The organism is Caulobacter sp. BP25 (assembly GCF_002737755.1).
Classification (GTDB): Bacteria; Pseudomonadota; Alphaproteobacteria; order Caulobacterales; family Caulobacteraceae; genus Caulobacter.
The window spans coordinates 17,034-39,666 of the sequence record NZ_PEGH01000003.1; the positions used below are offsets into that span (position 1 = coordinate 17,034).

Genomic DNA, 22,633 nt, shown 5'->3' on the forward strand with positions numbered 1-22,633 from the left:
GATGTCATAGCAGATGATGCGGCGTCTCGACGCCCTTGGGCAGGCTGATCAGGATGCGTGTTCCCTTGCCATCGTGGATCGGGCTGGCGGCGGCGATGCGCCCGCCCAGCGCGTCGATGAAGCCCTTGGCGATCGACAGGCCTAGCCCCGCGCCCTGTGTCCGGTCGCTGGACTCCTCCATGCGGCGGAACTTGTCGAACACCCGCTCCAGCTCCGACGGCGGGATGCCGCGCCCCTCGTCCTCGATGCTGATCACCACGTTCGAGCGGTCCTCATAAGCGGCCATCTCGATGCGGGCCTCGGGCGGACTATAGGCGATGGCGTTCTCCAGCACATTGACCACCACCTGCTCCAGCAGACTGGCGTCGGCCTGGATCAGCGACAACTCTCGGGGAAAGTCGCGCACGAGCTCGCGTCCGCCCAGGCGACGGGAGACGCGGTCAGCGGCGGCGTTGAGCACGTCGCGCGCGTCGATCCAGTCGGTCCGCAGCCGCAGCGCGCCGCCTTCGATGCGGGTCATGTCCAGCAGGTTGGCGACGTAGCGGTTCAGACGCTCGGCTTCTTCCCGAATGCTGACCACAAGGTCGTCGCGCACCGGCTTGGTCAGCTTGTCGCCGTAGTCGATCAGCGTGGTCGAGGCGCCCAGCACCGTGGACAGCGGCGTGCGCAAGTCATGGCTGACCGAGTTCATCAGGGCCGAGCGGAAGCGGTCGGCCCGGCGCAGGGTCTCGGCCTCGACCGCCTCGGACGCGAGCTGCGAGCGCTCCAGCGCGACGGCGCCTTGCTCCAGAAGGGCGAGCACCAGCCGCTCGTGGTCCGAGCCCGGCGGCGCGGCGCCGGCCTCGACGCCGGCCACGCCGGTCCGGGCGCGAACGCCTTCCATCGGCCAGAACGTCCAGCGCGCCTGGGGCAGGGTGCCGGTGCCAAAGCCCGCCGGCTCGCCCTTCTCCCAGGCCCAGCGCGCGGCCGCCATCTGCGCGGCGTCCAGCGGTTCGAGACTGGGCGAGCCGAAGGCCGGCGCGATCTCCTCGCCCTGTGGCAATAGGACGAGCGACCGTCCGCCCGCGGCGGCTGAGACTTGCTCGGCCAGGGCGCGGGCGACGGCCTCGCGTCCGGTCGCCGCCGACAGGGTCCGGCTTGCCGCGAGCAGGGTTGTGACGGCGGCGGCGCGTCGCTGCGAACCCAAGGCTTGATCGCGCACCCGCCCCGCGAGGCCGCCCGAGGCCAGGGCCACGGCCCAGAACACCACAAGGGTGATGAAGTCGGTGGGCGAGCCGACGACCAAGCTGTAGCGCGGCTCCAGAAACATATAGTTGTAGATCAGGAAGGCTACGGTCGCCGCGGCCAGCGCGGGGCGCAGGCCGTGCAGCACCCCGGCCGCCAGCACCGCCGCCAGGAAGATCATGCCCAGATCGACGCGGTCGAAAGTGACGTCCAGCCCCCACGCGGCCAGGGTCGCGGCCAGGACGAACAGCGCCCCGACCGCATAGCCTTGCCAGCGCCCGAGGTCGAGCGACCTTGGCGGCGGGGACGTGCGTTCGTGTGCCGCTTCGGTGACCACATGGACCGCCACGCCCCTCGCTTCGCGTAGCAAGGCCGTCGCGAGGGAGCGCCCGAGCAGCTCACGCCAGCGGCTTTCAACTGACTTGCCGATCACGATCTGAGTGACGTTGTGACGGCGCGCATAGGCCATCACCGTCGCGACGATGTCGCCGCCGCTCAAGGCCAAGGTCGCGCCGCCCAACTGCTCGGCCAGTCGATAGGCCTCGCGAAGGCGCGCGGTGTCGCCGTCTCCGGCCAGCGGACGATCGGTGCGCTCGACGTGGGCGATGGTCCACGGGGCGTCCATCATCATGTCCGACAGGCGCCGACCGGCCCGCACCAGGGTCGCGGCCATGGCGTCGCCGCTGACCAGGACCAGGATCCGCTCGCCCGCCGCCCAGGGCCCTTCGACACCCTTCTCGCGCATAGTGGCGACCAGTTGGTCATCGACCGTCTGGGCGGCTCGGCGAAGGGCCAATTCGCGCAGCGCGGTGAGGTTCTCGACCTTGAAAAAATTGTCGGCCGCCAGCCGCGCCGTCTCGGGCACATAGACCTTGCCCGCCGCCATCCGCTCGCGCAGTTCCCCCGGCGTGATATCAACGAGCTCGATGTCGTCTGCGCGGGAGAGGGCGCTGTCGGGCACCGTCTCGCGCTGGCGCACGCCGGTGATGCGCTGGACGACATCGACCAGGCTCTCCAGGTGTTGGACATTCAGGGTCGTCCAGACGTCGACGCCCGCCGCCAGCAGTTCCTCGACATCCTGCCACCGCTTGGGATGGCGCGAGCCGATGGCGTTGGAGTGGGCGTACTCGTCGACCAGCAGGATCTTGGGCCGGCGCGCCAAGGCCGCGTCGATGTCAAACTCCATCTGGACGCGGCCGCGATGCTCGATCGGCTTGCGCGGCAGGGCCTCCATGCCGCGCAGCAGGCTTTCGGTCTCGCGCCGGCCGTGGGTTTCGACGACGCCGATCAGGACGTCGGCGCCCTCGGCCTTGCGACGGCGGGCGGCGCGCAGCATCTCGTAGGTCTTGCCCACGCCCGGCGCCATGCCGAGAAACACCTTGAGGCGCCCCCGGCTCGCCTTATTGGCGGCGGCCAAGAGCGCTTCGGGGTCGGGTCTTTTCGGTTCGTCAGCCGGCACTAGCCGCCTTTCTGACTGGCGATTGGCGGAAAGCGGGCGTCGAGCGCCCGGTTGAGCGCCAGGACGTTGACGCGCGGCTGGCCGATGAAGCCTAGCAGCGGTTGCTGGACCTGGGCGTCGATCAGCGCCGTCACCTGGCCGAGCGGTACGCCCCGCTCTCGCGACACACGCGGCGCCTGGAAGCGGGCGTTAGCCGGCGAGATGTCCGGATCCAGGCCCGATGCCGAGGTCGTCACCGCGTCGGCCGGGATGACCGAGCCCGGGTTCTCGGCGCGCAGAGCGACCGCGTCGGTTTTCTCCCGCTTGATCAACTTGTCGTTCAGCGGGCCCATGTTGGAACCGCTGGACGCCATGGCGTCGTAGCCGTTGCCCGCCGCCGAGGGGCGGCCGTGGAAGTATTCTGGCTTGGCGAAGGCTTGACCGATCAGGGCCGAACCCACGACCTTGCCGTCCGTGTCGCGGACGAGACTGCCGTTGGCCTGGGCCGGGAAAGCCGCCTGGGCAACGCCGGTGACGGCCAGCGGATAGGCCAGGCCCAGCAGGGCGGTGAACAGGCCCATTGAAACCAGGGCCGGACGAAGATGCGAAAGCATAACGGATGTCTCTCCGAGGACTCGTGTTTACGCCAGACCCAGGGCCGAGACCACGAGGTCGATCAGCTTGATGCCGACGAACGGGGCGATCAGGCCGCCCAATCCGTAGAGGGTCAGGTTGCGCGACAGCAGCTTGCCGGCGCCGACGGCGCGGTACTTCACGCCTTTCAGGGCCAGCGGGATCAGGGCGACGATCACCAAGGCGTTGAAGATCACCGCCGACAGAATGGCGCTTTGCGGGCTGTGCAGCTTCATCACGTTCATCGCGCCGAGGGCTGGCAGCGAGACCACGAACATCGCCGGGATGATGGCGAAGTACTTGGCCACGTCGTTGGCGATCGAGAAGGTCGTCAGCGCGCCGCGGGTGATCAGCATCTGCTTGCCGACCTCGACGATCTCGATGACCTTGGTCGGGTCACTGTCGAGATCAACCATGTTACCCGCCTCGCGCGCGGCCTGGGCGCCCGTCTGCATGGCCACGCCGACATCGGCCTGGGCGAGGGCGGGGGCGTCGTTGGCGCCGTCGCCGCACATGGCCACCAGGCGAGCCTTGCCCTGTTCTTCCCGGATCAGCCGCAGCTTGTCCTCTGGCGTGGCCTCGGCCAGGAAATCATCGACGCCAGCTTCCGAGGCGATGGCGGCGGCGGTCACCGGGTTATCTCCGGTGATCATGACCGTGCGCAGGCCCATGCGGCGCAGGTCCGCGAAGCGCTCTTTCACCCCAGGCTTCACCACGTCCTGCAGGTGGATGACGCCCACCAGGACGCCGTCCTCGCTGACCGCCAGGGGCGTGCCGCCCGAGCGGGCGATGCGGTCGACGGCGGCGGTCAGCTCGGCTGGGACGCTCTGAGACTCCAGCGCCAGCGAGCGGTAGACGGCGTCGACCGCGCCCTTGCGCCAGCTGCGACCGTCATGATCCAGGCCCGACTGGCGGGTCTGGGCGGTGAACGGGATCGAGGTCGCGCCCTCCGGCGGCTCGACGGTCAGGCCGGCGTTGCGGGCCAGCTCGATGATCGAGCGACCCTCGGGCGTCTCGTCGGCTAGCGAGGCCATCAGCGCCGCCTTCATCGCCGCGTCGGGACGCACGCCGGGGGCGGGGATCACCTCGGTGGCCATGCGGTTGCCGAAGGTGATGGTGCCGGTCTTGTCGAGCAGCAGGGTGTCGACGTCGCCCGCCGCCTCGACCGCGCGGCCGGAGGTGGCCAGGACATTGACCTTCAAGAGGCGGTCCATGCCGGCGATGCCGACGGCGCTGAGCAAGCCGCCAATGGTCGTGGGAATGAGCGTAATGAACAGCGCGCCCAGCACCAGCGGATCGAGCGCCACGCCCGAGAACTTGCCAAGGCCCAGCAGGGTCACCACCGCGATCAGGAAGATCAAGGTGAGCCCCGCCAGCAGCACGGCCAGGGCGATCTCGTTCGGCGTCTTGCGACGGTCGGCGCCCTCGACCATGGCGATCATGCGGTCGAGGAAGGTGTTGCCCGCCTCGGCTGTGACCCGCACCTTGAGCCAGTCGGAAACGACTGTGGTGCCGCCGGTAACGGCCGAGCGGTCGCCGCCGCTTTCGCGGATCACCGGGGCGCTTTCGCCGGTGATGGCCGCCTCGTTGACGCTGGCCATGCCCTCGATGATCTCGCCATCGGTCGGGATTACGTCGCCCGCCTCGACCAGGATCACCTCGCCGACGCCCAGCTTGTGCGCGGGGGTGGGGATCCAGGTCCCGGTCTTGGGGTCGACGAGCAGCTTGGCCTTAGTGGTCACGCGGGTGGCGCGCAGACTGTCGGCCGCCGCCTTGCCCCTGCCTTCGGCGACGCTTTCGGCCAGGTTGGCGAACAGCACCGTGGCCCACAGCCAGACGGCGATCTGGATGGCGAAGCCCGCCGCCTGTTGGGTCGCCACCGCCGCGACCGTCGAGACGGTAGACAGCAGGGCCACCAGCCAGGTGGCGAAGATCACCGGATTGCCGGTCAGCTTGCGCGGATCGAGCTTGAGGAAGGCTTCCTTGGCCGCGCGAGCGAGCACGGCGCTGGAGAGGCCGCCGGCCAGGGCTGAAGCCCTTTTTGGGGGCCCGTCGCTAGCGTGGAGGTCGAGAGAGCTCATGGGATCACCATTCAGCGGAGGGCCGCGACCGCGCCGAGCGCTTGGAAGTGCTCGGCGATCGGTCCCAGCGCCATCGCGGGGAAGAATTGCAGGCCGCCCAGGATCAGGATCACCCCGATCAGGAGGCCGATGAAGAGACCGCCGTCGGTCGGCAGGGTGCCGGCGGTGGGGGCGAGCTTGGGCTTGGTCACCAGACTGCCGGCGATGGCCAGCACCGCCACGATCGGCAGGAAGCGGCCCAGCGCCATGGCGATCCCCAGCGTCACGTTCCACCAGGGCGCGTTGGCGGTGAGCCCTGCGAAGGCCGAGCCGTTATTGGCCGTGCCCGAGACGTAGGCGTAGAGGATCTCCGACAGGCCGTGCGGCCCGCTATGCATGAGGCCCTTCAGCGCCTCGGGCAGGACAGCTGCCAGGCCCGAGAAACCCAGCATCGACAGCGGGATGATCACCACCGCCAGGATCGAGAACTGGATCTCGCGCGCCTCGACCTTCTTGCCCAGATACTCCGGCGTGCGGCCGACCATCAGGCCGGCGACGAACACCGACAGCAGGGCCATGACGACCATGATGGCGACGCCCGAGCCGATGCCGCCGGGCAGGATCTCGCCCAGCTGCATCAGGAACATGGCGATCCCCCCGCCCAGGGGCATCAGGCTGGAGTGCATGCCGTTGACCGAGCCGTTCGACGCGCCGGTGGTCATCGCGACCCAGGCGGCCGTGGCCGGAGCGCCGAAGCGGACCTCCTTGCCCTCCATGTTCACCGACGCATCGACCTTGGCGGCTACTTGAGCCGGCGGGCTCTGCGTTTCAGTCGCGTAGACGCCGGCGGCGCCCGCAAACAGCAGCACGAAGGCCGCGATGACCAGTGCCCTGACGTCTTTCTTAGCCAACACCGTGCGACCGAAGGCGAAGAAGGCCGCCCAGCCCAGGGTGTTGATCGACACCGCCGTGATCAGGTTGGTCAGCGGCGTCGGGTTCTCGAATGGGTGAGCCGAGTTGGCGTTGAAGATCCCGCCGCCATTGATGCCCAGCATCTTGATCGCCTCTTGCGAGGCCACGGCGTACAGCGAGATCTTCTGGTCGGCGCCCTCCAGCGTATGGGCGGTGACGCTGGCGGCCAGGGTCTGGGGCAGGCCCAGCGCCACGAGAACCACCGCGACCACGAAGGACAACGGCAGCAGCAGGTAGAGGGTCGTGCGGATCAGGTCGGCCCAGAAGTTGCCGACGCCCTCGCCGCGGTTGGCGACGAAGGCGCGCGCCAGGGCGGCGGCGACGGTCGCTCCAGTGGCGGCTGAGACGAAGTTCTGCACCGTCAGCACCAGCATCTGGCTGAGCGTCGACATCGTGCTTTCGCCCGCGTAGCTCTGCCAGTTGGTGTTGGTGATGAAGCTGATCGCCGTGTTGAACGCCAGGTGACCCGAAAGCCCGGGGAAGCCCTGCGGGTTCAGCGGCAGGACGCCCTGCAGGCGCAGCACCGCGTAGACGAAGACGAAGCCGACTAGGTTTAAGGCCAGCAGGGCCAGGGCATAGGCGTGCCAGCTCTGACTTTTGCCCGGATCAACGCCGCAGGCCTTGTAGAACAAGCCCTCGACGGGGCGTATCACGGGGGCGAGGAAGGTCTTCTCGCCGTTCCAGACGCGCGAAAGAAAAACGCCCAGCGGCCAGCCGATGGCGACCGCTAGGCTCAGGGTCAGGGCGATTTCCGCCCATCCTTGCCATGTCATGGGAATGGGTCCGTCAGAACTTGTCGGGCCGCAGCATCGCCGCGACCATATAGCCGGCGATCACGATCGCGCCGGCGCCCCAGAGGATGTTCACGAGCATCGTCAGACGCGCCTCAGCGCGGCGACGAACGCGCCAAACAGGACGAACAGGCCCACGGCCAGCGCCCCGTAGAGAAGATCAGCCATAGTGGCCTCCTTTGTGTCGGAGGCCAGGGACCACGAAGCCGCCTAAAGGCTCCATGCGGAAATCACGAGCCCGCATAAAGGCGGCGTAAAGAGAGGCTCTGCGGCCAATGCCTCTTTGAGGGTTCAATCGTGACAGGATGCGGCGAGGTTTGCCGCAACGCTGTCGATGAGGTCGACGATTAGAGGATCACGATGAAGGAGGCGCAGACTAGGCCAACGCAGGCCAGGATCGCCGACAGTCTCGGCCGCCGACAGCATCAGCACCAGCAGCGCTGCGGCTACGCACATCTGGGCGATCCAGGCGGTGACGCCCAAGGCCAAGCCCAGGCGCGCCACGGGGGCCATGGCCGACAGCGCCAGCAGCACCCAACCCAGCACCCGGAGAACGCGCTGCGGGGGCAGGGCGCTCCAGCCCAGGCTGCTCCCGTGCTTTTTCACCGCCAGGGCCAGGCTGGCGAAGGCCGCGTAGCTGATCAGGCCGCTCTCATACGGAATCTGCGTTCTCCCCAACGGGCGCGGGCTTGGGCCTCGAGGCTTGGACCTGCCGAGCGGGCGCGAAGGGGCGGAGCCCTGGCTTGCGGGCAGCTTTCAGCGCGCCGAAGCCGCAGAGCGCGGCGACAGCCAGCATGGCCAGGTCGAAGGCGACGAACAGCCAGTCGGCGGCGGCCAGGTTGGCGACCAGTCCGCTGTCACTGACCCTTTAAGTCGCGACTGCAGAGTTCAACGATCGCGGAACTTGGGCTGACTCGATATGTCGCGACTGACTCCAAAATGGCGTGTTCTGACTCCAAAATACGCGACTGGTCGAAGTCGCCTTGAGGCGGACGTTTTAGACGCGGAGTTCGAACCGCGCTTTCCTGAAACGGCACCGCGCAGGCCCTGGCCAGACTGCGACAAGGCCTGTCGCCTCGTTGTGGGGGTTTCTGATGCTCGAAGCGCAACAATAGCGGGCAGGTCTCTGATCGGGGGTGCTGCGTTGCTGTGCAAAACGCCCTCTTCTCACTATTCAGAATGCAGAACGGCGTTTTGCGGTTGTTCCTATCTCCACTCCATCGCTTCCTGATCGCGACACGGGAAACAACGAAGTTTCTCGTTGGCCTGAGAGGGTCGCCAGTGGCGATGTAGCCACTCGGTAAGCTTGGACAACGACGTCCGGGGAGATCGCTGCGCGCGGTCTCGCCGGGCGTTTTTTTGTTTTAGCCTTAGGGGATGAAGGCATGAAATCCATGCGACTTGGGCTGCACTGCGGTGCGGCGGCGCTGGCGCTCGCCTGTAGCACCACGGCTTGGGCGCAGACAGCTCCAGACCAAACCTCGAAGCCAGCCGAAGAGCCGGCTGCGGAGGTGGCGGCTGAACCGGCGGTCGAACCGCCGCCGCCGCCCGCGCCGCCACCGACGATCAGCGATCAGATCGGAGCGGGGAAGCTGATCCTGGAAGTCCGGGCGCGTTACGAGACGGTCGACCAGACCCACACGGCCACGCTTCGGGACAAGGCCAACGCGTTCACGGTCCGCACCCACCTTGGTTGGGAGACGGCCGAATGGAAAGGCCTGAAGGGCCTCGTCGAGTTTGAAGACGTCCGTCAGGCTGGGCCCGAACACTACGCGGTCAACGTGCCGGGGGCCGCCACGCCGCCGCTGAATGGCGCCGACAAGGCTCGCTATCCGATCGTCAACGATCCAGACGTGACCGAGTTGAACCGCGCCCAACTGACCTGGACGCCGAGCGCGGCCTTGCAGATCACGGCGGGACGGCAGCGCATCCTGTTGGACGATCAGCGCTTCGTCGGCAATGTGGGTTGGCGCCAGGACGAGCAAACCTTCGACGCCGTCCGCGCCGACGTGGCGCTGGGGCGCTTCAAGGCGACCTACGCCTACGTCTCCCACATCAACCGCATCTTGGGCGAACTGCGCGACTGGGACAGCGACAGCCATCTGTTGAACGCCACGTGGTCGCCTGCCGAGGCGCTGCGTCTACAGGGCTTCGTCTACGCCCTCGACTTTGGCAACGCCCCCATCAACTCGTCCATCACCAAGGGCGTGAAGGCGTCCGGCAAGACGTGGCTGGGCCTCTATCAACTGGCCTACAACGCCACCTGGGCCCGGCAGTCCGACTATCATCACAACACGCCAGACTTCAGTCTCGACTATTTCGGCGCGGATCTCGCCGCGACCTTCGACATCTACACCGCCAAGGTCTCTTACGAGTCGCTGGAGGGCGATGGGACGCGCGGCTTCACCACGCCGCTGGCCACGGTCCACGCCTTCAACGGTTGGTCGGACGCCTTCGTCTCGCCGGGCGGCAACAAGAGCTTCGTCGACGGCCTCGAAGACCTAAACGTCTCGCTGAACGTCAAGCCGCGGTTCCGGGCGATCTACTTCTTCAACACCGATCTGGTGGCGCGCTACCACGACTTCGATGACCAGCGCACCGGCGCGAACCTGGGTCACGAGTGGGATCTGCAGTTCACCGCCGCCATCACGACCAAGCTCTCGGTCCAGCTGAAATACGCGGATTTCAAGCGGGTGAAGACCGTGCCGGTCGGCACGGCCGCACCGCCGGCCTCGCGGACCAAGACCTGGCTCACCCTCGAATACAAGTTCTAGCCCCCAGGACGCCTGACCATGAGCAAGACCGACAACACCAAGTCCGGCCTGACCCGTCGCCATGCCCTGATGGGCGCAGCCGCCACGGTCGCCGCCGCCAAGGCCGCTTTTCCGGCCGGGGCCCACGCCGCCGGCGCCGGACCCGAGATCGCCAAGGCGCGCCTCGGCTTCATCGCCCTGACCGACAGCTCGCCGGTCATCATCGCCAAGGAGCGCGGCCTGTTCGCCAAGCATGGCCTGCCGGACATCGAAGTCGTCAAGCAGGCCTCGTGGGCCGCCACGCGCGACAACCTGGTGCTGGGCTCAGAGCGCGGCGGCATCGACGGTGCGCACATCCTGACGCCGATGCCCTATCTGATGACCACGGGGGCCATCACCGGCGGCGCGCCGACGCCGATGTACATCCTGGCGCGCCTCAACACGAACGGGCAGGCGATCTCGGTCGGCAACGACCTCAAGAGCGTCCAGGTCGGCCTCAACAGCGCCGGCGCCAAAGGCAAGTTTCAGCAACTGAAGGCGGCGGGCAACATCGCCAAGGTCGCCATGACCTTCCGGGGCGGCACCCACGATCTGTGGATCCGCTACTGGCTGGCGGCGGGCGGCATCAATCCCGATGTCGACGTCGCCACCATCGTGATCCCGCCCCCGCAGATGGTGGCCAACATGAAGGCCGGCACTCAGGACGCCTTCTGCGTGGGCGAGCCCTGGAACGGCCAGCTGGTCAACCAGAAGGTCGGCTACACCGCCTGCCTGACGTCCGAACTCTGGATGAACCACCCGGAAAAGGCCCTCGGCATGCGGGCTGCATGGGTCGACAAATATCCGCGTGCGGCCCAGGCCATCACGGCCGCCGTTCAGGAAGCCCAGATGTGGTGCGACAAGGCCGCGAACCTGCCGGCGATGTGCTCGATCGTCTCGGGCCGCCAGTACATCAACGTGCCAATGGGCGACATTCTGCCCCGCCTACAAGGAACGGTGGACTATGGCGACGGCCGGAGCCTCAAGAACTCTCCGCATCGCATGAAGTTCTGGGCCGACAACACCAGCTTTCCGTTTAAGTCCCACGATCTTTGGTTCCTCACCGAGGACATCCGCTGGGGCGTGCTGCCTCAGAAGACCAACACCAAGGCTCTCGTCGACAAGGTCAATCGCTCGGATATCTGGCGCGCTGCGGCCAAGACGATCGGCCAGGCCGGGCCGGCTAGCGATAGCCGGGGCGTTGAGCGGTTCTTCGACGGCAAGGTGTTCGATCCGGCCAATCCGGGGGCCTACCTGGCCAGCCAGCCGATCAAGAAGCTGGTTTGAGGGGAGGGCGCGCCATGACCTATCCCAAGCCATCGTTCACCGCTGCGACACCGGTCGCTGCGATGGCGCCGACGCCGGCCAAGCCCTCCTTGCTGCCCGAGCTGGCGCGGCGCGTCAGGGCGGTCGCCGACGTCGGATTTCCCCCGGTTCTGACACTGCTGTTCGTCCTGGGGCTCTGGCAGGCTTTGGTCGGCGACTCCTACACGGGCCTACCATCGCCCAAGCAGGTCTGGCTGGAGTCCAAGGACCTGATCCTGCATCCGTTCTATGACAACGGCGGGGTCGACAAGGGACTGTTCTGGCACGTCTTCACCAGCCTCAAGCGCGTGGGGATCGGCTTCTCGATCTCCGCCGTTTGCGGGGTTCTGCTGGGCGTCTTCATCGGCTCTAACCGCTGGGCGCATCGGGGGCTGGATCCGATCTTCCAGGTCCTGAGGACGGTGCCACCGCTGGCCTGGCTGCCGATCTCCCTGGCCGCCTTCCACCAGGCCCAGCCCTCGGCGCTGTTCGTGATCTTCATCACCGCCATCTGGCCGATCATTATCAACACCGCTGTCGGCGTGCGGAATATCCCCAGCGACTACGTCAACGTCGCGCGGGTGCTGCGACTGTCGCCCATCGAGTACTTCTTCAAGATCCTGTTGCCCGCCACGACGCCCTACATCTTCACGGGCTTGCGCATCGGCATCGGCATGAGCTGGCTGGCCATCGTCGCCTCGGAGATGCTGCTGGGCGGCGTGGGCATCGGCTTCTTCATCTGGGATCAGTACAACGCCTCGCGCATCGCCGACATCATCGTGGCCCTGGCCTGGGTCGGCATGACGGGCTTCTTCCTGGATCGTCTGGTGGCCTTGGTCGGCCACTTCGTCTCACGCGGCAACGCCGTCAGCTAGGAGCGCGGACCATGGCCAAGGCCTATCTTTCCATCGAGAACGTCGGCGTCACCTTCGCCAAGGGCGCCGTCCGCAGCGAGGTCCTGACCGGGATCGACCTCAAGATCGAGAAGGGCGAGTTCGTCTCGATCATCGGTCACTCGGGTTGCGGAAAGTCCACCTTGCTGAACGTCGTCGCGGGCCTGACCCCAGTTACGACCGGAGCGGTGATCCTGGACCGACAGGAGGTCAACGCCCCAGGCCCCGATCGCGCCGTCGTCTTCCAGAACCACTCACTGCTGCCGTGGCTTTCTGTACGCGAGAACGTGGCCCTGGCGGTCGACAAGGTGTTCGGGAGAACGAAATCGGCGGCGGAGCGGCGCGACTGGACGCTGCATAATCTGGAGCTGGTCAAGATGACCCACGCCCTGGACAAGCGGCCGTCGGAAATCTCGGGCGGCATGAAGCAGCGGGTCGGTATCGCCCGAGCGTTGTCGATGGAGCCCAAGGTGCTGCTGCTGGACGAACCGTTCGGCGCGCTGGACGCCCTGACCCGCGCTCACCTGCAAGACAGCGTCATGGAGATTCACGCGGCGCTGAGGAACACGGTCCTGATGATCACCCACGACGTCGACGAAGCGACCCTGCTGTCGGACCGCATCGTGATGATGACCAACGGCCCGCGCGCCTGCGTCGGTCAGGTGATGGACGTGACGCTCGCGCGTCCTCGAAACCGCCTCGCTGTGGCGGAGCACCCGACCTATGTCCACGCGCGCGCTGCGGTGATCGAGTTCCTGTATACGCGACGGGCGGCGTGAACCGGCTCCTCCCGACAAACTGGACGGCGCCCTTGATTTAGGCAGTTTGGACTTTGCAGAGATCAACCGCGCGGCAGCGCTCCACAAACCTGTCCGACAACGCCTAGGTCAGTCTCATGCGCGTCCTCGTCATAGACCCCGATCAGGTCCGGGCCGAACTGGTGGCCGAAGGGCTTGAGGGCATCGAGCCACTCGAGGTCCGCCATTCGGCCCTCTATGACGAAGCCGAGGTCCTGGCGTTCGCGCCGGACGTGGTGGTCATCGCCGCCGAGAGCCCCGACCGCGACACGCTCGACAGCCTCAAGGAGTCGAGCCACGGCCATCCGGTGGTGATGTTCGTCGACCGATCCGAACCAGGCCTCGCCGAACAAGCGGTGCGCGCCGGTGTCGCCGCCTATGTGGTCGATGGCCTGGCGCCCAACCGCATTCGCTCCATCCTCGATGTGGCGATGAGCCGGTTCGCCCTCACGCGCCAGCTCCGAAGCGACCTGGCCCGGGCGAAGGCGGACTTGGAGTCGCGCAAGGTCGTGGACCGAGCCAAGGGCCTCCTGATGAAGGAGCGGGGCCTGGACGAAGACGGGGCCTATCGCCTGCTGCGAAAGCTGGCCATGGATCGCGGCAAGCCGATCGGTGTGATCGCCGCCGACCTCCTGGCGTTCGCGGGCGTGCTGAAAGGGGATGCTTCGTGAGCGGCTTGTCGGATCTGCGCCTCGGCTTCATTCCCCTGACCGATTGCGCGCCGCTGATCGCGGCCCAGGCTCAAGGCTTCTTCGAGGAGGAGGGCTTGGCCGTCGAGTTGGTCCGCGAGGCTTCATGGGCGACGGTCCGCGACAAGGTCGCCGTTGGCGCTCTGGACGGCGCACATATGCTGGCGCCGATGGCCCTGGCCACGGCCGCAGAGGATTCAAGAAGCGCCGTGCTCGCGCCCTTGGCCTTGAACCGGAACGGCAGCGCGATCACGGTTTCGACGGCGCTCTTCGAGGCGCTGGATGGCGTCACGGCCAACCTCGCGGGGCCGCCGCCCTCGGCCGCGCGCCTCCAGGCGCTGATCGCCGAGCGGCGCGCTCGGGGCGATGGGCCGCTGACCTTCGCCGTCGTCTTTCCTCACTCGATGCACAACTATCTGCTGCGCTACTGGTTGGCGCAGGGGGGGATCGACCCGGACCGCGACGTGCGCCTTGTCGTGATCCCGCCGCCGCGCATGGTGGAGCGGATGCGGGCAGGGGAAGTCGACGGCTTCTGCGTGGGCGCGCCCTGGAACGCCGTCGCCGAGCTGGAAGGGGTAGGACGCATTCTGGCGGCTTCGTCGCAGCTTTGGCCCGGCGGCCCGGACAAGGTCCTTGGGATCAGCGGTTCGCTGGCCGGCCAGAAGCCCGACGAGTTGCGAGCGCTCCTGCGCGCGATCATTCGCGGCGCGGCTTGGGCTGACGCCCCCGAAAATCGCGAAGCGCTCATCGCGCATCTCGCGGGGCCCGGCCGTATCGAGGCGACGCCGATGGCGATCGCCAGGGCCCTGGAGCATGAGCTGGTGTTCCACCGCGACGCCGCTGGCCTGCCGCGGCGCGAGCATGGGCTGTGGTTCCTGTCCCAGATGATCCGTTGGGGGCAGATCGACGCAGACCGGGACTTGGAGGCGATCGTCGATCAAGTCTATCGGCCAGATCTCTATCGAGACGCGGCCCTGTCGCTGGGCCCTGTGCTGGAGCCGACGCTGGTCTTCCCTGACGCCGTCGAGCCGGTCGAGGCCCGTCTGTTCGACGGGGTCATGTTCGATCCCGCCGCGGCGCGGGCCTACGCCGAACGCTTCGCCATCGGTCGCTCCCAGAACTGATCCGCCTGTTTTGCGGGCGCCTGCGTGACGTGGCTGGCGCGCAAACGTGCGCTGGGCGCTGACGACGGGGTTAGCGGCCAACCCTTCGTGACAGACAGTCCGACTTCGTTTTCCCTTACGTCCAGGCCAACGAACAACGGCGTTCACGGCTGCCAGAGGACCGCTCGGATGCGGTCACCCGCACGGGGCGATGACGCTCCGCTCTCGCAGACACGTAGACGTTCGAGGCCGCCATGATCTCCCGCGACTTTTTGAAGGCCGGCCATGCGCCGACACTGTTCGCCGCCTTCCTGTATTTCGACCTCAGCTTCATGGTCTGGGTGATCCTGGGACCGCTGGGCGTCGCCATCGCCAAGGACTTCCACCTCGACCCCGCCCAGAAGGGCCTGATGGTCGCGGTTCCCGTTCTCGCCGGCGCGTTGCTGCGTTTGGTCAACGGCGTGCTGGTTGACCGCATTGGTCCCAAAAAGACGGGCATGATCGGCCAGCTGATCGTGCTGGCGGGCTTGGTCTTGGCCTGGGCGGTCGGCATCCACGACTATCATCAGGTCCTGGCTCTGGGGATCGTCCTGGGCGTGGCGGGCGCGTCGTTCGCCGTTGCTCTGCCGCTGGCATCGCGTTGGTATCCCCAAGAGCACCAAGGTTTGGCGCTCGGCATCGCCGGCGCTGGCAACTCCGGCACGGCCTTGGCGGCGCTTTTCGCGCCGGTTCTGGCCAAGACTTTCGGCTGGCAGAACGTGATCGGCCTCGCCGCCATCCCGCTAGCGATCGCCTTCGTCGTCTACATGCTGCTGGCCAAGGACGCGCCTGAGCAGCCTGCCCCTAAGAAGCTGAGCGAATATCTGAACGTCCTTAAGGTCCCGGACGCATGGTGGCTGATGCTGCTGTACGCGGTGACGTTCGGTGGCTTCGTCGGCCTGGCCTCGTCGCTCACCATGTACTTCAACTCCGAATACGGCCTGGACCCGGTCATCGCCGGCTTCTTCACGGCCGCCTGCGTGTTCGCCGGCTCGTTCATCCGGCCGGTCGGCGGCGCCCTGGCCGACCGCTTCGGCGGGGTGCGGACCTTGAGCTTCGTCTACGCCCTGGCGGCTCTGGGCCTGACAGTGGCGAGCTTTCAGCTGCCCACGGCCTCTATCGCCCTGGCGGTGCTGATGTTCGCCATGCTGGCCCTGGGAGCCGGCAATGGCGCGGTCTTCCAGCTGGCGCCTCAGCGTTTCCGCAAGGAGATCGGCGTCATGACCGGTCTGATCGGCATGACCGGAGGCATCGGCGGCTTCTACCTCGCCTCGACGCTGGGCCTCGCCAAGAAGATGACCGGCTCCTACCAGTCCGGCTTCATCGGCTTCGCCCTGTTGGCCCTGTTCGCCCTGGTCGCGCTGCACAGCCTCAAGGCTCGCTGGCGCGCCGTCTGGCCGACGCTGCACGGCGAAGCCGTCTCGGTCCGCGTCTGATCCTTTCCCTCCGACAAGCGAGATAGACCCATGACGAAAGAACGTCTGGTCGTCATCGGCAACGGCATGGCCGGCTGCCGGGCGGTCGAGGAAGTGCTCAAGCGCGATCCCGCCCGCTATGACATCACCATCTTCGGCGCCGAGCCGCGGGTGAACTACAACCGGATCATGCTCTCGCCGGTGCTGGCGGGTGAGAAGACCTTCGATGACATCGTCATCAACGACGAGGCTTGGTACCGCGACAACGCTATCACCCTGCACGCTGGCCGCGCCGTCACGGCGGTCGACCTCGAAGGCCGCAAGGTGGTCGCCGAGGGCGGCCTGGAGGTCGGCTATGACAAGCTGATCCTTGCGACCGGCTCGGACCCGTTCCGACTGCCGCTGCCGGGCTCGGATCTGAAGGGCGTGGTCACCTTCCGCGACCTCGACGACGTCGAGGCGATGGTCGAGGCCTCCGGCAAGCCGGGCGCCCGCGCCGTGGTCATCGGCGGCGGCCTGCTGGGTCTCGAAGCCGCCTATGGCCTGGCCCGACGCGGCATGGGCGCCACGGTCGTCCACCTGATGGACGTCCTGATGGAGCGCCAGCTAGACGAGAGCGCCGGCTACCTGCTGCGCGAGGCGCTGGCCGAACGCGGCGTCGAGACCGTGCTGGGCGCCCACTCCGAGGAGATCGTCGGCGAGGATGGCAAGGCCGCCGGGCTGAAGCTCAAGGACGGCCGCGTCCTGCCGTGCGACCTGCTGGTCATGGCCGTTGGCATCCGTCCGAACGCCTCGCTGGCCAAAGCGGCCGGTCTGCAGGTCAATCGCGGGGTCATCGTCGACGACTCCATGCGCGCGTCCGATCCGGCCGTGTTCGCCGTGGGCGAGTGCGTCGAGCATCGCGGGAACTGCTACGGCTTGGTCGCGCCCATCTGGGACATGTGCCGGGCCCTGGCCGAGGCGCTCACGGAGGGGCAGGGGGCGTATCAGGGCTCGGTCCTCTCGACCCGCTTGAAGGTCTCGGGCGTCGACGTCTTCTCGGCGGGTAAGTTCGCCGGCGGCGACGGCTGTGAGGACATCGTGTTCCGCGACGCCGCCCGCGGCGTCTACAAGCGGGTGGTCATCGAGGACGGCAAGGTCGCCGGGGCGGTGCTGTTCGGCGACGCGGCCGACGGCGGCTGGTACTTCGACCTGATGCGGGCGGGGACGGATGTCGCCGAGATCCGCGAGACCCTGATCTTCGGGCAAGCGATTACGGAGGGCCTCTCGGGCCTGGACCCTAGCGCGGCCGTTGCGGCCATGCCCGACACGCAGGAGATCTGCGGCTGCAACGGCGTCTGCAAGGGTACGATCATGGGGGCCATCACGGCCCAGGGCCTGACAACGCTGGACGACGTCCGCGCGGTGACCAAGGCCTCGGCCTCGTGCGGGTCCTGCACGCCGTTGGTCGAGCAGGTCATCCGCCTGACCCTCGGAGACGGCTTCAGGGCCCAGACCGGCCCCAAGCCGATGTGCAAGTGCACGCATCACCCGCATGGCGACGTGCGCAAGGCGATCGTCGAGCTCGAGTTGAAGTCCATGCCCGCAGTCATGCAGGCACAGGAATGGACCACGCCCGACGGCTGCGCCTCGTGCCGACCGGCCCTGAATTACTACCTGCTGTGCGCCTGGCCGGGCGAGTACGTGGATGACAGCCAGTCGCGCTATATCAACGAGCGCGTCCACGCCAACATCCAGAAGGACGGCACCTATTCGGTCGTGCCGCGCATGTGGGGCGGCATGACCAGCCCCGCCGAGCTCCGCGCCATCGCCGATGTCGCCGATAAGTACGCCATCCCGGCGGTCAAGGTGACGGGCGGCCAGCGCATCGACCTGCTGGGCGTCAGGAAGGACGACCTCCCAGCCGTATGGGCCGATCTCAACGCCGCCGGCATGGTCAGCGGTCACGCCTATGCGAAGGGTCTGCGCACGGTGAAGACGTGCGTCGGCAGCGACTGGTGCCGGTTCGGCACCCAGGACTCCACGGGTCTCGGGATCAAGCTCGAGAAGTTCATGTGGGGCTCGTGGGCGCCGGCCAAGGTCAAGCTGGCGGTCTCGGGCTGTCCGCGTAACTGCGCGGAGTCGACCTGCAAGGACATCGGCGTCATCTGCGTCGACAGCGGCTACGAAATCCATGTCGGCGGCGCCGCGGGCCTGCACATCCAGGGAACCGAGGTGCTGACCAAGGTCGCCACCGAGGAGGAGGCGATCCAGGTCATCGCTGCCGTCATGCAGATGTACCGCGAAGGCGGCTGGTACCTGGAGCGGATCTACAAGTGGATGGCGCGGATCGGTCTCGACGCGATCCGCGCGGCGACGGTAGACGACCTCGACAGCCGCTCCGCGCTCTTCGCCCGCTTCGTGAAATCGCAAGAGACCGCCCAGATCGATCCCTGGGCCGAGCGCGCCACCGGCGGCGTGGCGGCCGGCGAGTTCGCACCGATGGCGACCCTTCCAATGGAGATGGCGGCCGAATGACCCTGCAAGCCCATATCGACCCGGACTGGCGCGACGTCGGCGCTGTGACCGACATCCCCGAACGCGGCGCGCGACGGGTGGCCACGGCCCAGGGCGACGTCGCGGTGTTCCGGACCGGCGACGGCCAGGTTTTCGCGCTGGTCGACCGCTGTCCGCACAAGCATGGCCCCCTGAGCCAGGGCATCGTCCATGGCCACGGCGTGACTTGCCCGCTGCACAGCTGGGTCATCGACCTGGCCACCGGTCAACCAATCGGCGCCGACGCCGGCAAGGGTTGTACGCCCGTCGTGCCGGTGCGCGTCAATGACGGCCGCGTGCTGCTGGCTCAGCCGGTGGCGGCGAGCTGACCGATGGCCGACGGCTCCAGCGCCCTGCGAACCGTCAAGACGACCTGCGCCTATTGTGGCGTCGGATGCGGCGTCGCGGGCGCGGTGGGGGAGGGGCGTTCGGTCTTGATCACCGGCGACGCGGCCCACCCGGCGAACTTGGGGCGGCTATGCTCCAAGGGTTCAGCCCTCGGCGCCACGGTTGGCCTGGAAGGCCGGCTGCTGGAACCGACGATCCACGGCAAGAGCGTCAGCTGGAATGAGGCCACGGCGCTGGTGGCGCGGCGCTTCAAGGAGATTATCTCCCGACACGGCCCCGACAGCGTGGCTTTCTACGTCTCGGGCCAGTTGCTGACCGAGGACTACTACGCCGCCAACAAGCTGATGAAGGGCTTCATTGGCTCGGGCAATATCGACACCAACAGCCGCCTCTGCATGGCCTCGGCCGTCGCCGCCCACAAGCAGGCCTTCGGCGCGGACCTCGTGCCCGGTTGCTACGAGGACTTGGACCTGGCGGATCTGGTCGTCTTCAGCGGCCATAACGCCGCCTGGACCCATCCCGTTCTCTTCCGCCGTATGGAGCATGCGAGGGCGAGCGGCCAGAAGCATGTGGTGATCGATCCGCGCCGCACTGACACGGCCGAGGGGGCGGACCTGCATCTCGCCATCGCCCCGCAGAGCGACGTGCGGCTCTGGAATGGCTTGCTTGCCGACCTCATCCAGCGCGGCGCGATCGACCGCGACTACATCGCCAATCACGTGAACGGCTTCGAGCAAGTCACCGCCGCGCTTGCGGAAATCGACCAATCGGCCAGCGCTGTCGCCGCCGACTGCGGCGTCGCGGTCGAGGATCTGCGGACCTTCTATGACCTGTTCGCCGCAAACGCGCGGACTGTCAGCCTTTTCTCCATGGGCGCCAACCAGTCCGCCCAGGGTGTGGCCAAGGGCCTGGCCATTATCAACGCCCACCTCGCCACCGGTCGGATCGGCAAGCCCGGCGCGTGCCCCTTCTCGATCACCGGCCAGCCCAACGCCATGGGCGGGCGCGAGACGGGCGGCATGGCCAACACCCTGGCCGGCCACATGGACTTTTCGCCCGAGGATCGCGACCGCGTCGCCCGCTTCTGGGGCGCCCCGGACACCGCCCGCGCGCCGGGGTTGAAGGCCGTCGAGATGTTCGAGGCCGTCAGGAACGGGCGGATCAAGGCGATCTGGGTGATGGCCACCAATCCGGCGGTCAGCCTGCCCGCCAGCGGCGCGGTCCGCGACGCCTTGGCCGCATGCCCCTTCGTCGTGGTATCGGACTGCGTCGAGACCGACACCACGGCCTTCGCGCACGTCAAGCTGCCGGCCCTGGCCTGGGGCGAGAAGGACGGCACGGTCACCAATTCCGAGCGCCGCATCTCGCGCCAGCACGCCCTTTTTACGCCTCCAGGCCAAGCCCGCGCCGATTGGAAGATCATGGCCGACGTCGCCGGCGCCATGGGCTTCGACGGCTTTGGCTGGGCGAGCAGCGCGGCGGTCTTCCGCGAATGGGCGCGCCTCACCGCCTATGAAAATGGCGATCGCTTCCTCAATCTCGCGGGCCTGTCGGCGCTGACGCCGGAGGCTTACGACGACCTCTCGCCAATCCAATGGCCCGTGCTGTCGAGTGGCGAGGGGACACCTCGGCTGTTCGCCGATGGCCGTTTCCAGACGCCGGATGGCCGCGCCCGTATTGTCCCGGTCAAACCGAATGGGCCCGCCGAAGCGACCAGCGCGGCCTTCCCGATGTCGCTCAACACCGGCCGCGTCCGCGACCAGTGGCACACTATGACCCGCACGGGGCTGGCGCCGGACCTGTGTCGTCACGCGCCCGAGCCCTATGTCGAAATCCATCCGGAGGACGCCGAGGCCGTGGGGCTGAAGGACGGCGACTTGGCCAGGGTCGCGACCGCGCGGGCCGAGGCGGTGGCCGTCGCCAAGGTCAGCGATCGCCAGCGCCGCGGCTCGCTGTTCATGCCTATGCACTGGACGGACGCCTTCGCCCCGTCGGGGCGCGCCAACAGCCTCGTGGCGCCGAACGTCGATCCGACCTCGGGCCAGCCGGAGTTCAAACACACCCCCGCTCGCGTACGACCGTATCGCGAGACCTGGAAGGGCTTCTTCTTGAGTCGATCCGCCCTGATGTCCCCGCTGGGGGCGGATCTTGTCTGGCGGCGTATTCCCCAAGACGCCTGCCAGCAGCACGAGTTCGCCGGCCGGGGCGACGCTGTCGAGCGCGACGCCCTCCGCAAGGCCCTGACCAAGAGGCTGGCCGGCGAACTCGTCACCTATGAGGACGCAGCGACCGGCGCGCGCCGAGAGGCCTGGGTCGAGGGCGATCAACTGGTCGCCGTTCTTTACATGACGACGACCGGCCGCCTCCCGCCTCGAGACTGGTTGGTCGATCTGTTCCATGTGGATCTGACGGCCGAAGCGCGCTCGGCCCTGCTGTTCGGGCGTCCGCCCGGCGCGCCGGTCGACAAAGGACCTATGGTCTGCGCCTGTCTGAAGGTCGGCGCCAAGGCCGTCACGGCCGCGATCGCCGCGGGCGCGGACACGGCCGACGCCGTCGGCGCAGCGACAGGGGCGGGGACCAATTGCGGATCCTGCCGTCCCGAAATCACGCGCATGATCAATGCCTTACCCGTAACACCAAAGGAGCCTGTCCATGCTGGTTGAAAGCAAACTTGGCAAGGTGCTGCTGGTCGGTGCGGGCCCTGGTCCGGTGGATCTCATGACGGTCCGCGCCGTGCGCGCGGTAGAGAGCGCGGGGGCCTTGCTCTATGACGCCCTGTGCTCCGAAGAGGCCGTCGCGCTGGCGCCGCCGGGCTGCGTCCGGATCCAGACTGGCAAGCGCGCCGGCAAGCCCAGCATGAAGCAGGATGAGATCAATCGCCTGATGCTGCGCCTAGCGCGCCGAGGTCTGCAGGTCGTGCGCCTGAAAGGCGGGGACCCGTCGATCTTCGGCCGCGTCGGAGAGGAGAAGGCGTTCCTCGAACGCTTTGGCGTCGAGACCGAGGTCGTGCCCGGAGTCACCGCCGCGTGCGCGGCAGCCGCCCAGTTTGGCTTCCCGCTGACTCATCGCGGCGAAGCGCGGCGCGTCGTCTTCACCACGGCGCGCGTCGAGGATGGCGCCATGGCTGGCGACTGGCGGATGGGCGGTGATCCGGAAGCGACGGTGGCGGTCTATATGGGCGCCGAAGCCGCGCCGACTCTTGCCCGGGCGCTGATAGCCGAAGGACGGGCCGGCAGCACGCCCGTGGCGGCCGTCGAGAACGCTGGCGCGGCGTATGCGCGGCTGACGGAGATGACCCTGGCCGATCTCGGCGCAGCTCCGCTCCGGACGGGCGGCGGGCCGCTGCTGATCGTCGTGGGCGAGGTCGCCGCGTTAGCGACCGCTCAATCACGCCATCACACCGAACGGCGGGCTTTCGCATGACCAAATCTTCGACACGCGAGCCATCACCTGCCAGGATCGCCAGATCGGCGCTGGGGGACGGCTGGGACGCGTGAGTTTGGCCTCGCCTGGTTCTGGCTCGGTCTGGCGCTGACATTCCTGCCGATTTCGCTTTATCGCTTGGCGACTGATCACGACCCGCATATCGCCAAGGCTGC

Annotated in this window: 16 protein-coding genes; 11 read left to right on the plus strand and 5 right to left on the minus strand. The window is 67.6% G+C overall.

The genetic code is table 11. The features are described from left to right. Nucleotides 1–4: 4 nt before the first annotated feature. The 5 genes from CSW59_RS00940 to CSW59_RS00965 all read right to left on the minus strand — a co-directional run bounded on the left by CSW59_RS00940 (nucleotide 5) and on the right by CSW59_RS00965 (nucleotide 7,796). A complete protein-coding gene (locus tag CSW59_RS00940) occupies nucleotides 5–2,683 on the minus strand; it encodes a sensor histidine kinase KdpD (protein ID WP_099442281.1) in 2,679 nt (892 codons plus the stop codon). Beyond that, nucleotides 2,683–3,276 (minus strand): potassium-transporting ATPase subunit KdpC, encoded by a 594-nt coding sequence (gene kdpC / locus CSW59_RS00945; RefSeq protein ID WP_099442282.1) that lies wholly within the window; start codon nucleotides 3,274–3,276, stop codon nucleotides 2,683–2,685. The genes CSW59_RS00940 and kdpC overlap by 1 nt, the downstream gene beginning before the upstream one ends. Nucleotides 3,277–3,303: 27 nt before the next feature. Continuing rightward, nucleotides 3,304–5,376 carry a potassium-transporting ATPase subunit KdpB gene (gene kdpB / locus CSW59_RS00950; RefSeq protein ID WP_099442283.1) on the minus strand — a complete coding sequence of 691 codons (2,073 nt, stop codon included), beginning with the start codon at nucleotides 5,374–5,376 and terminating at the stop codon, nucleotides 3,304–3,306. A gap of 11 nt (nucleotides 5,377–5,387) precedes the next feature. Next, on the minus strand, nucleotides 5,388–7,100 hold the full coding sequence (gene kdpA, locus CSW59_RS00955) for a potassium-transporting ATPase subunit KdpA (RefSeq protein ID WP_099442284.1): 1,713 nt from the start codon (nucleotides 7,098–7,100) through the stop codon (nucleotides 5,388–5,390). 309 nt (nucleotides 7,101–7,409) lie between these two features. Next, entirely contained in the window at nucleotides 7,410–7,796 is a 387-nt protein-coding gene (locus CSW59_RS00965) for a DUF3325 domain-containing protein (RefSeq protein WP_161495005.1), read from the minus strand. A gap of 707 nt (nucleotides 7,797–8,503) precedes the next feature. Here CSW59_RS00965 and CSW59_RS00970 point away from each other — a divergent pair. The 11 genes from CSW59_RS00970 (at nucleotide 8,504) to cobA (ending at nucleotide 22,457) form a co-directional block, all read left to right on the plus strand. Next, the gene (locus tag CSW59_RS00970) at nucleotides 8,504–9,892 is read left to right on the plus strand and encodes an alginate export family protein (protein WP_099442286.1); all 1,389 of its coding nucleotides are present in this window, start codon (nucleotides 8,504–8,506) and stop codon (nucleotides 9,890–9,892) included. Between the two features lie 12 nt (nucleotides 9,893–9,904). Then, entirely contained in the window at nucleotides 9,905–11,197 is a 1,293-nt protein-coding gene (locus tag CSW59_RS00975) for a CmpA/NrtA family ABC transporter substrate-binding protein (protein WP_099442287.1), read from the plus strand. 14 nt (nucleotides 11,198–11,211) lie between these two features. Further along, nucleotides 11,212–12,090, plus strand: a complete 879-nt coding sequence (gene ntrB / locus CSW59_RS00980) for a nitrate ABC transporter permease (RefSeq protein ID WP_099442288.1) — start codon at nucleotides 11,212–11,214, stop codon at nucleotides 12,088–12,090. 11 nt (nucleotides 12,091–12,101) lie between these two features. Then, complete coding sequence (locus CSW59_RS00985; RefSeq protein WP_099442289.1) at nucleotides 12,102–12,887, plus strand: ABC transporter ATP-binding protein; 786 nt, start codon at nucleotides 12,102–12,104, stop codon at nucleotides 12,885–12,887. Between the two features lie 116 nt (nucleotides 12,888–13,003). Further along, nucleotides 13,004–13,576 (plus strand): ANTAR domain-containing response regulator, encoded by a 573-nt coding sequence (locus tag CSW59_RS00990; protein WP_099442290.1) that lies wholly within the window; start codon nucleotides 13,004–13,006, stop codon nucleotides 13,574–13,576. Continuing rightward, nucleotides 13,573–14,718, plus strand: coding sequence for a CmpA/NrtA family ABC transporter substrate-binding protein (locus CSW59_RS00995; protein WP_099442291.1), 1,146 nt, complete (start codon nucleotides 13,573–13,575; stop codon nucleotides 14,716–14,718). Before CSW59_RS00990 ends, CSW59_RS00995 begins: the two co-directional genes overlap by 4 nt. Nucleotides 14,719–14,951: 233 nt before the next feature. Then, entirely contained in the window at nucleotides 14,952–16,172 is a 1,221-nt protein-coding gene (locus CSW59_RS01000) for a NarK/NasA family nitrate transporter (RefSeq protein ID WP_099442292.1), read from the plus strand. Nucleotides 16,173–16,202: 30 nt separating this feature from the next. Then, nucleotides 16,203–18,668, plus strand: a complete 2,466-nt coding sequence (gene nirB / locus CSW59_RS01005) for a nitrite reductase large subunit NirB (protein ID WP_099442293.1) — start codon at nucleotides 16,203–16,205, stop codon at nucleotides 18,666–18,668. Further along, nucleotides 18,665–19,015, plus strand: a complete 351-nt coding sequence (gene nirD / locus CSW59_RS01010) for a nitrite reductase small subunit NirD (RefSeq protein ID WP_099442294.1) — start codon at nucleotides 18,665–18,667, stop codon at nucleotides 19,013–19,015. Before nirB ends, nirD begins: the two co-directional genes overlap by 4 nt. Before the next feature lie 3 nt (nucleotides 19,016–19,018). Further along, nucleotides 19,019–21,697: a nitrate reductase gene (locus CSW59_RS01015; RefSeq protein ID WP_099442295.1), complete on the plus strand. Its 2,679-nt coding sequence runs from the start codon at nucleotides 19,019–19,021 to the stop codon at nucleotides 21,695–21,697. Beyond that, nucleotides 21,687–22,457: a uroporphyrinogen-III C-methyltransferase gene (cobA, locus tag CSW59_RS01020; RefSeq protein WP_099442296.1), complete on the plus strand. Its 771-nt coding sequence runs from the start codon at nucleotides 21,687–21,689 to the stop codon at nucleotides 22,455–22,457. Before CSW59_RS01015 ends, cobA begins: the two co-directional genes overlap by 11 nt. Nucleotides 22,458–22,633: the final 176 nt, after the last annotated feature.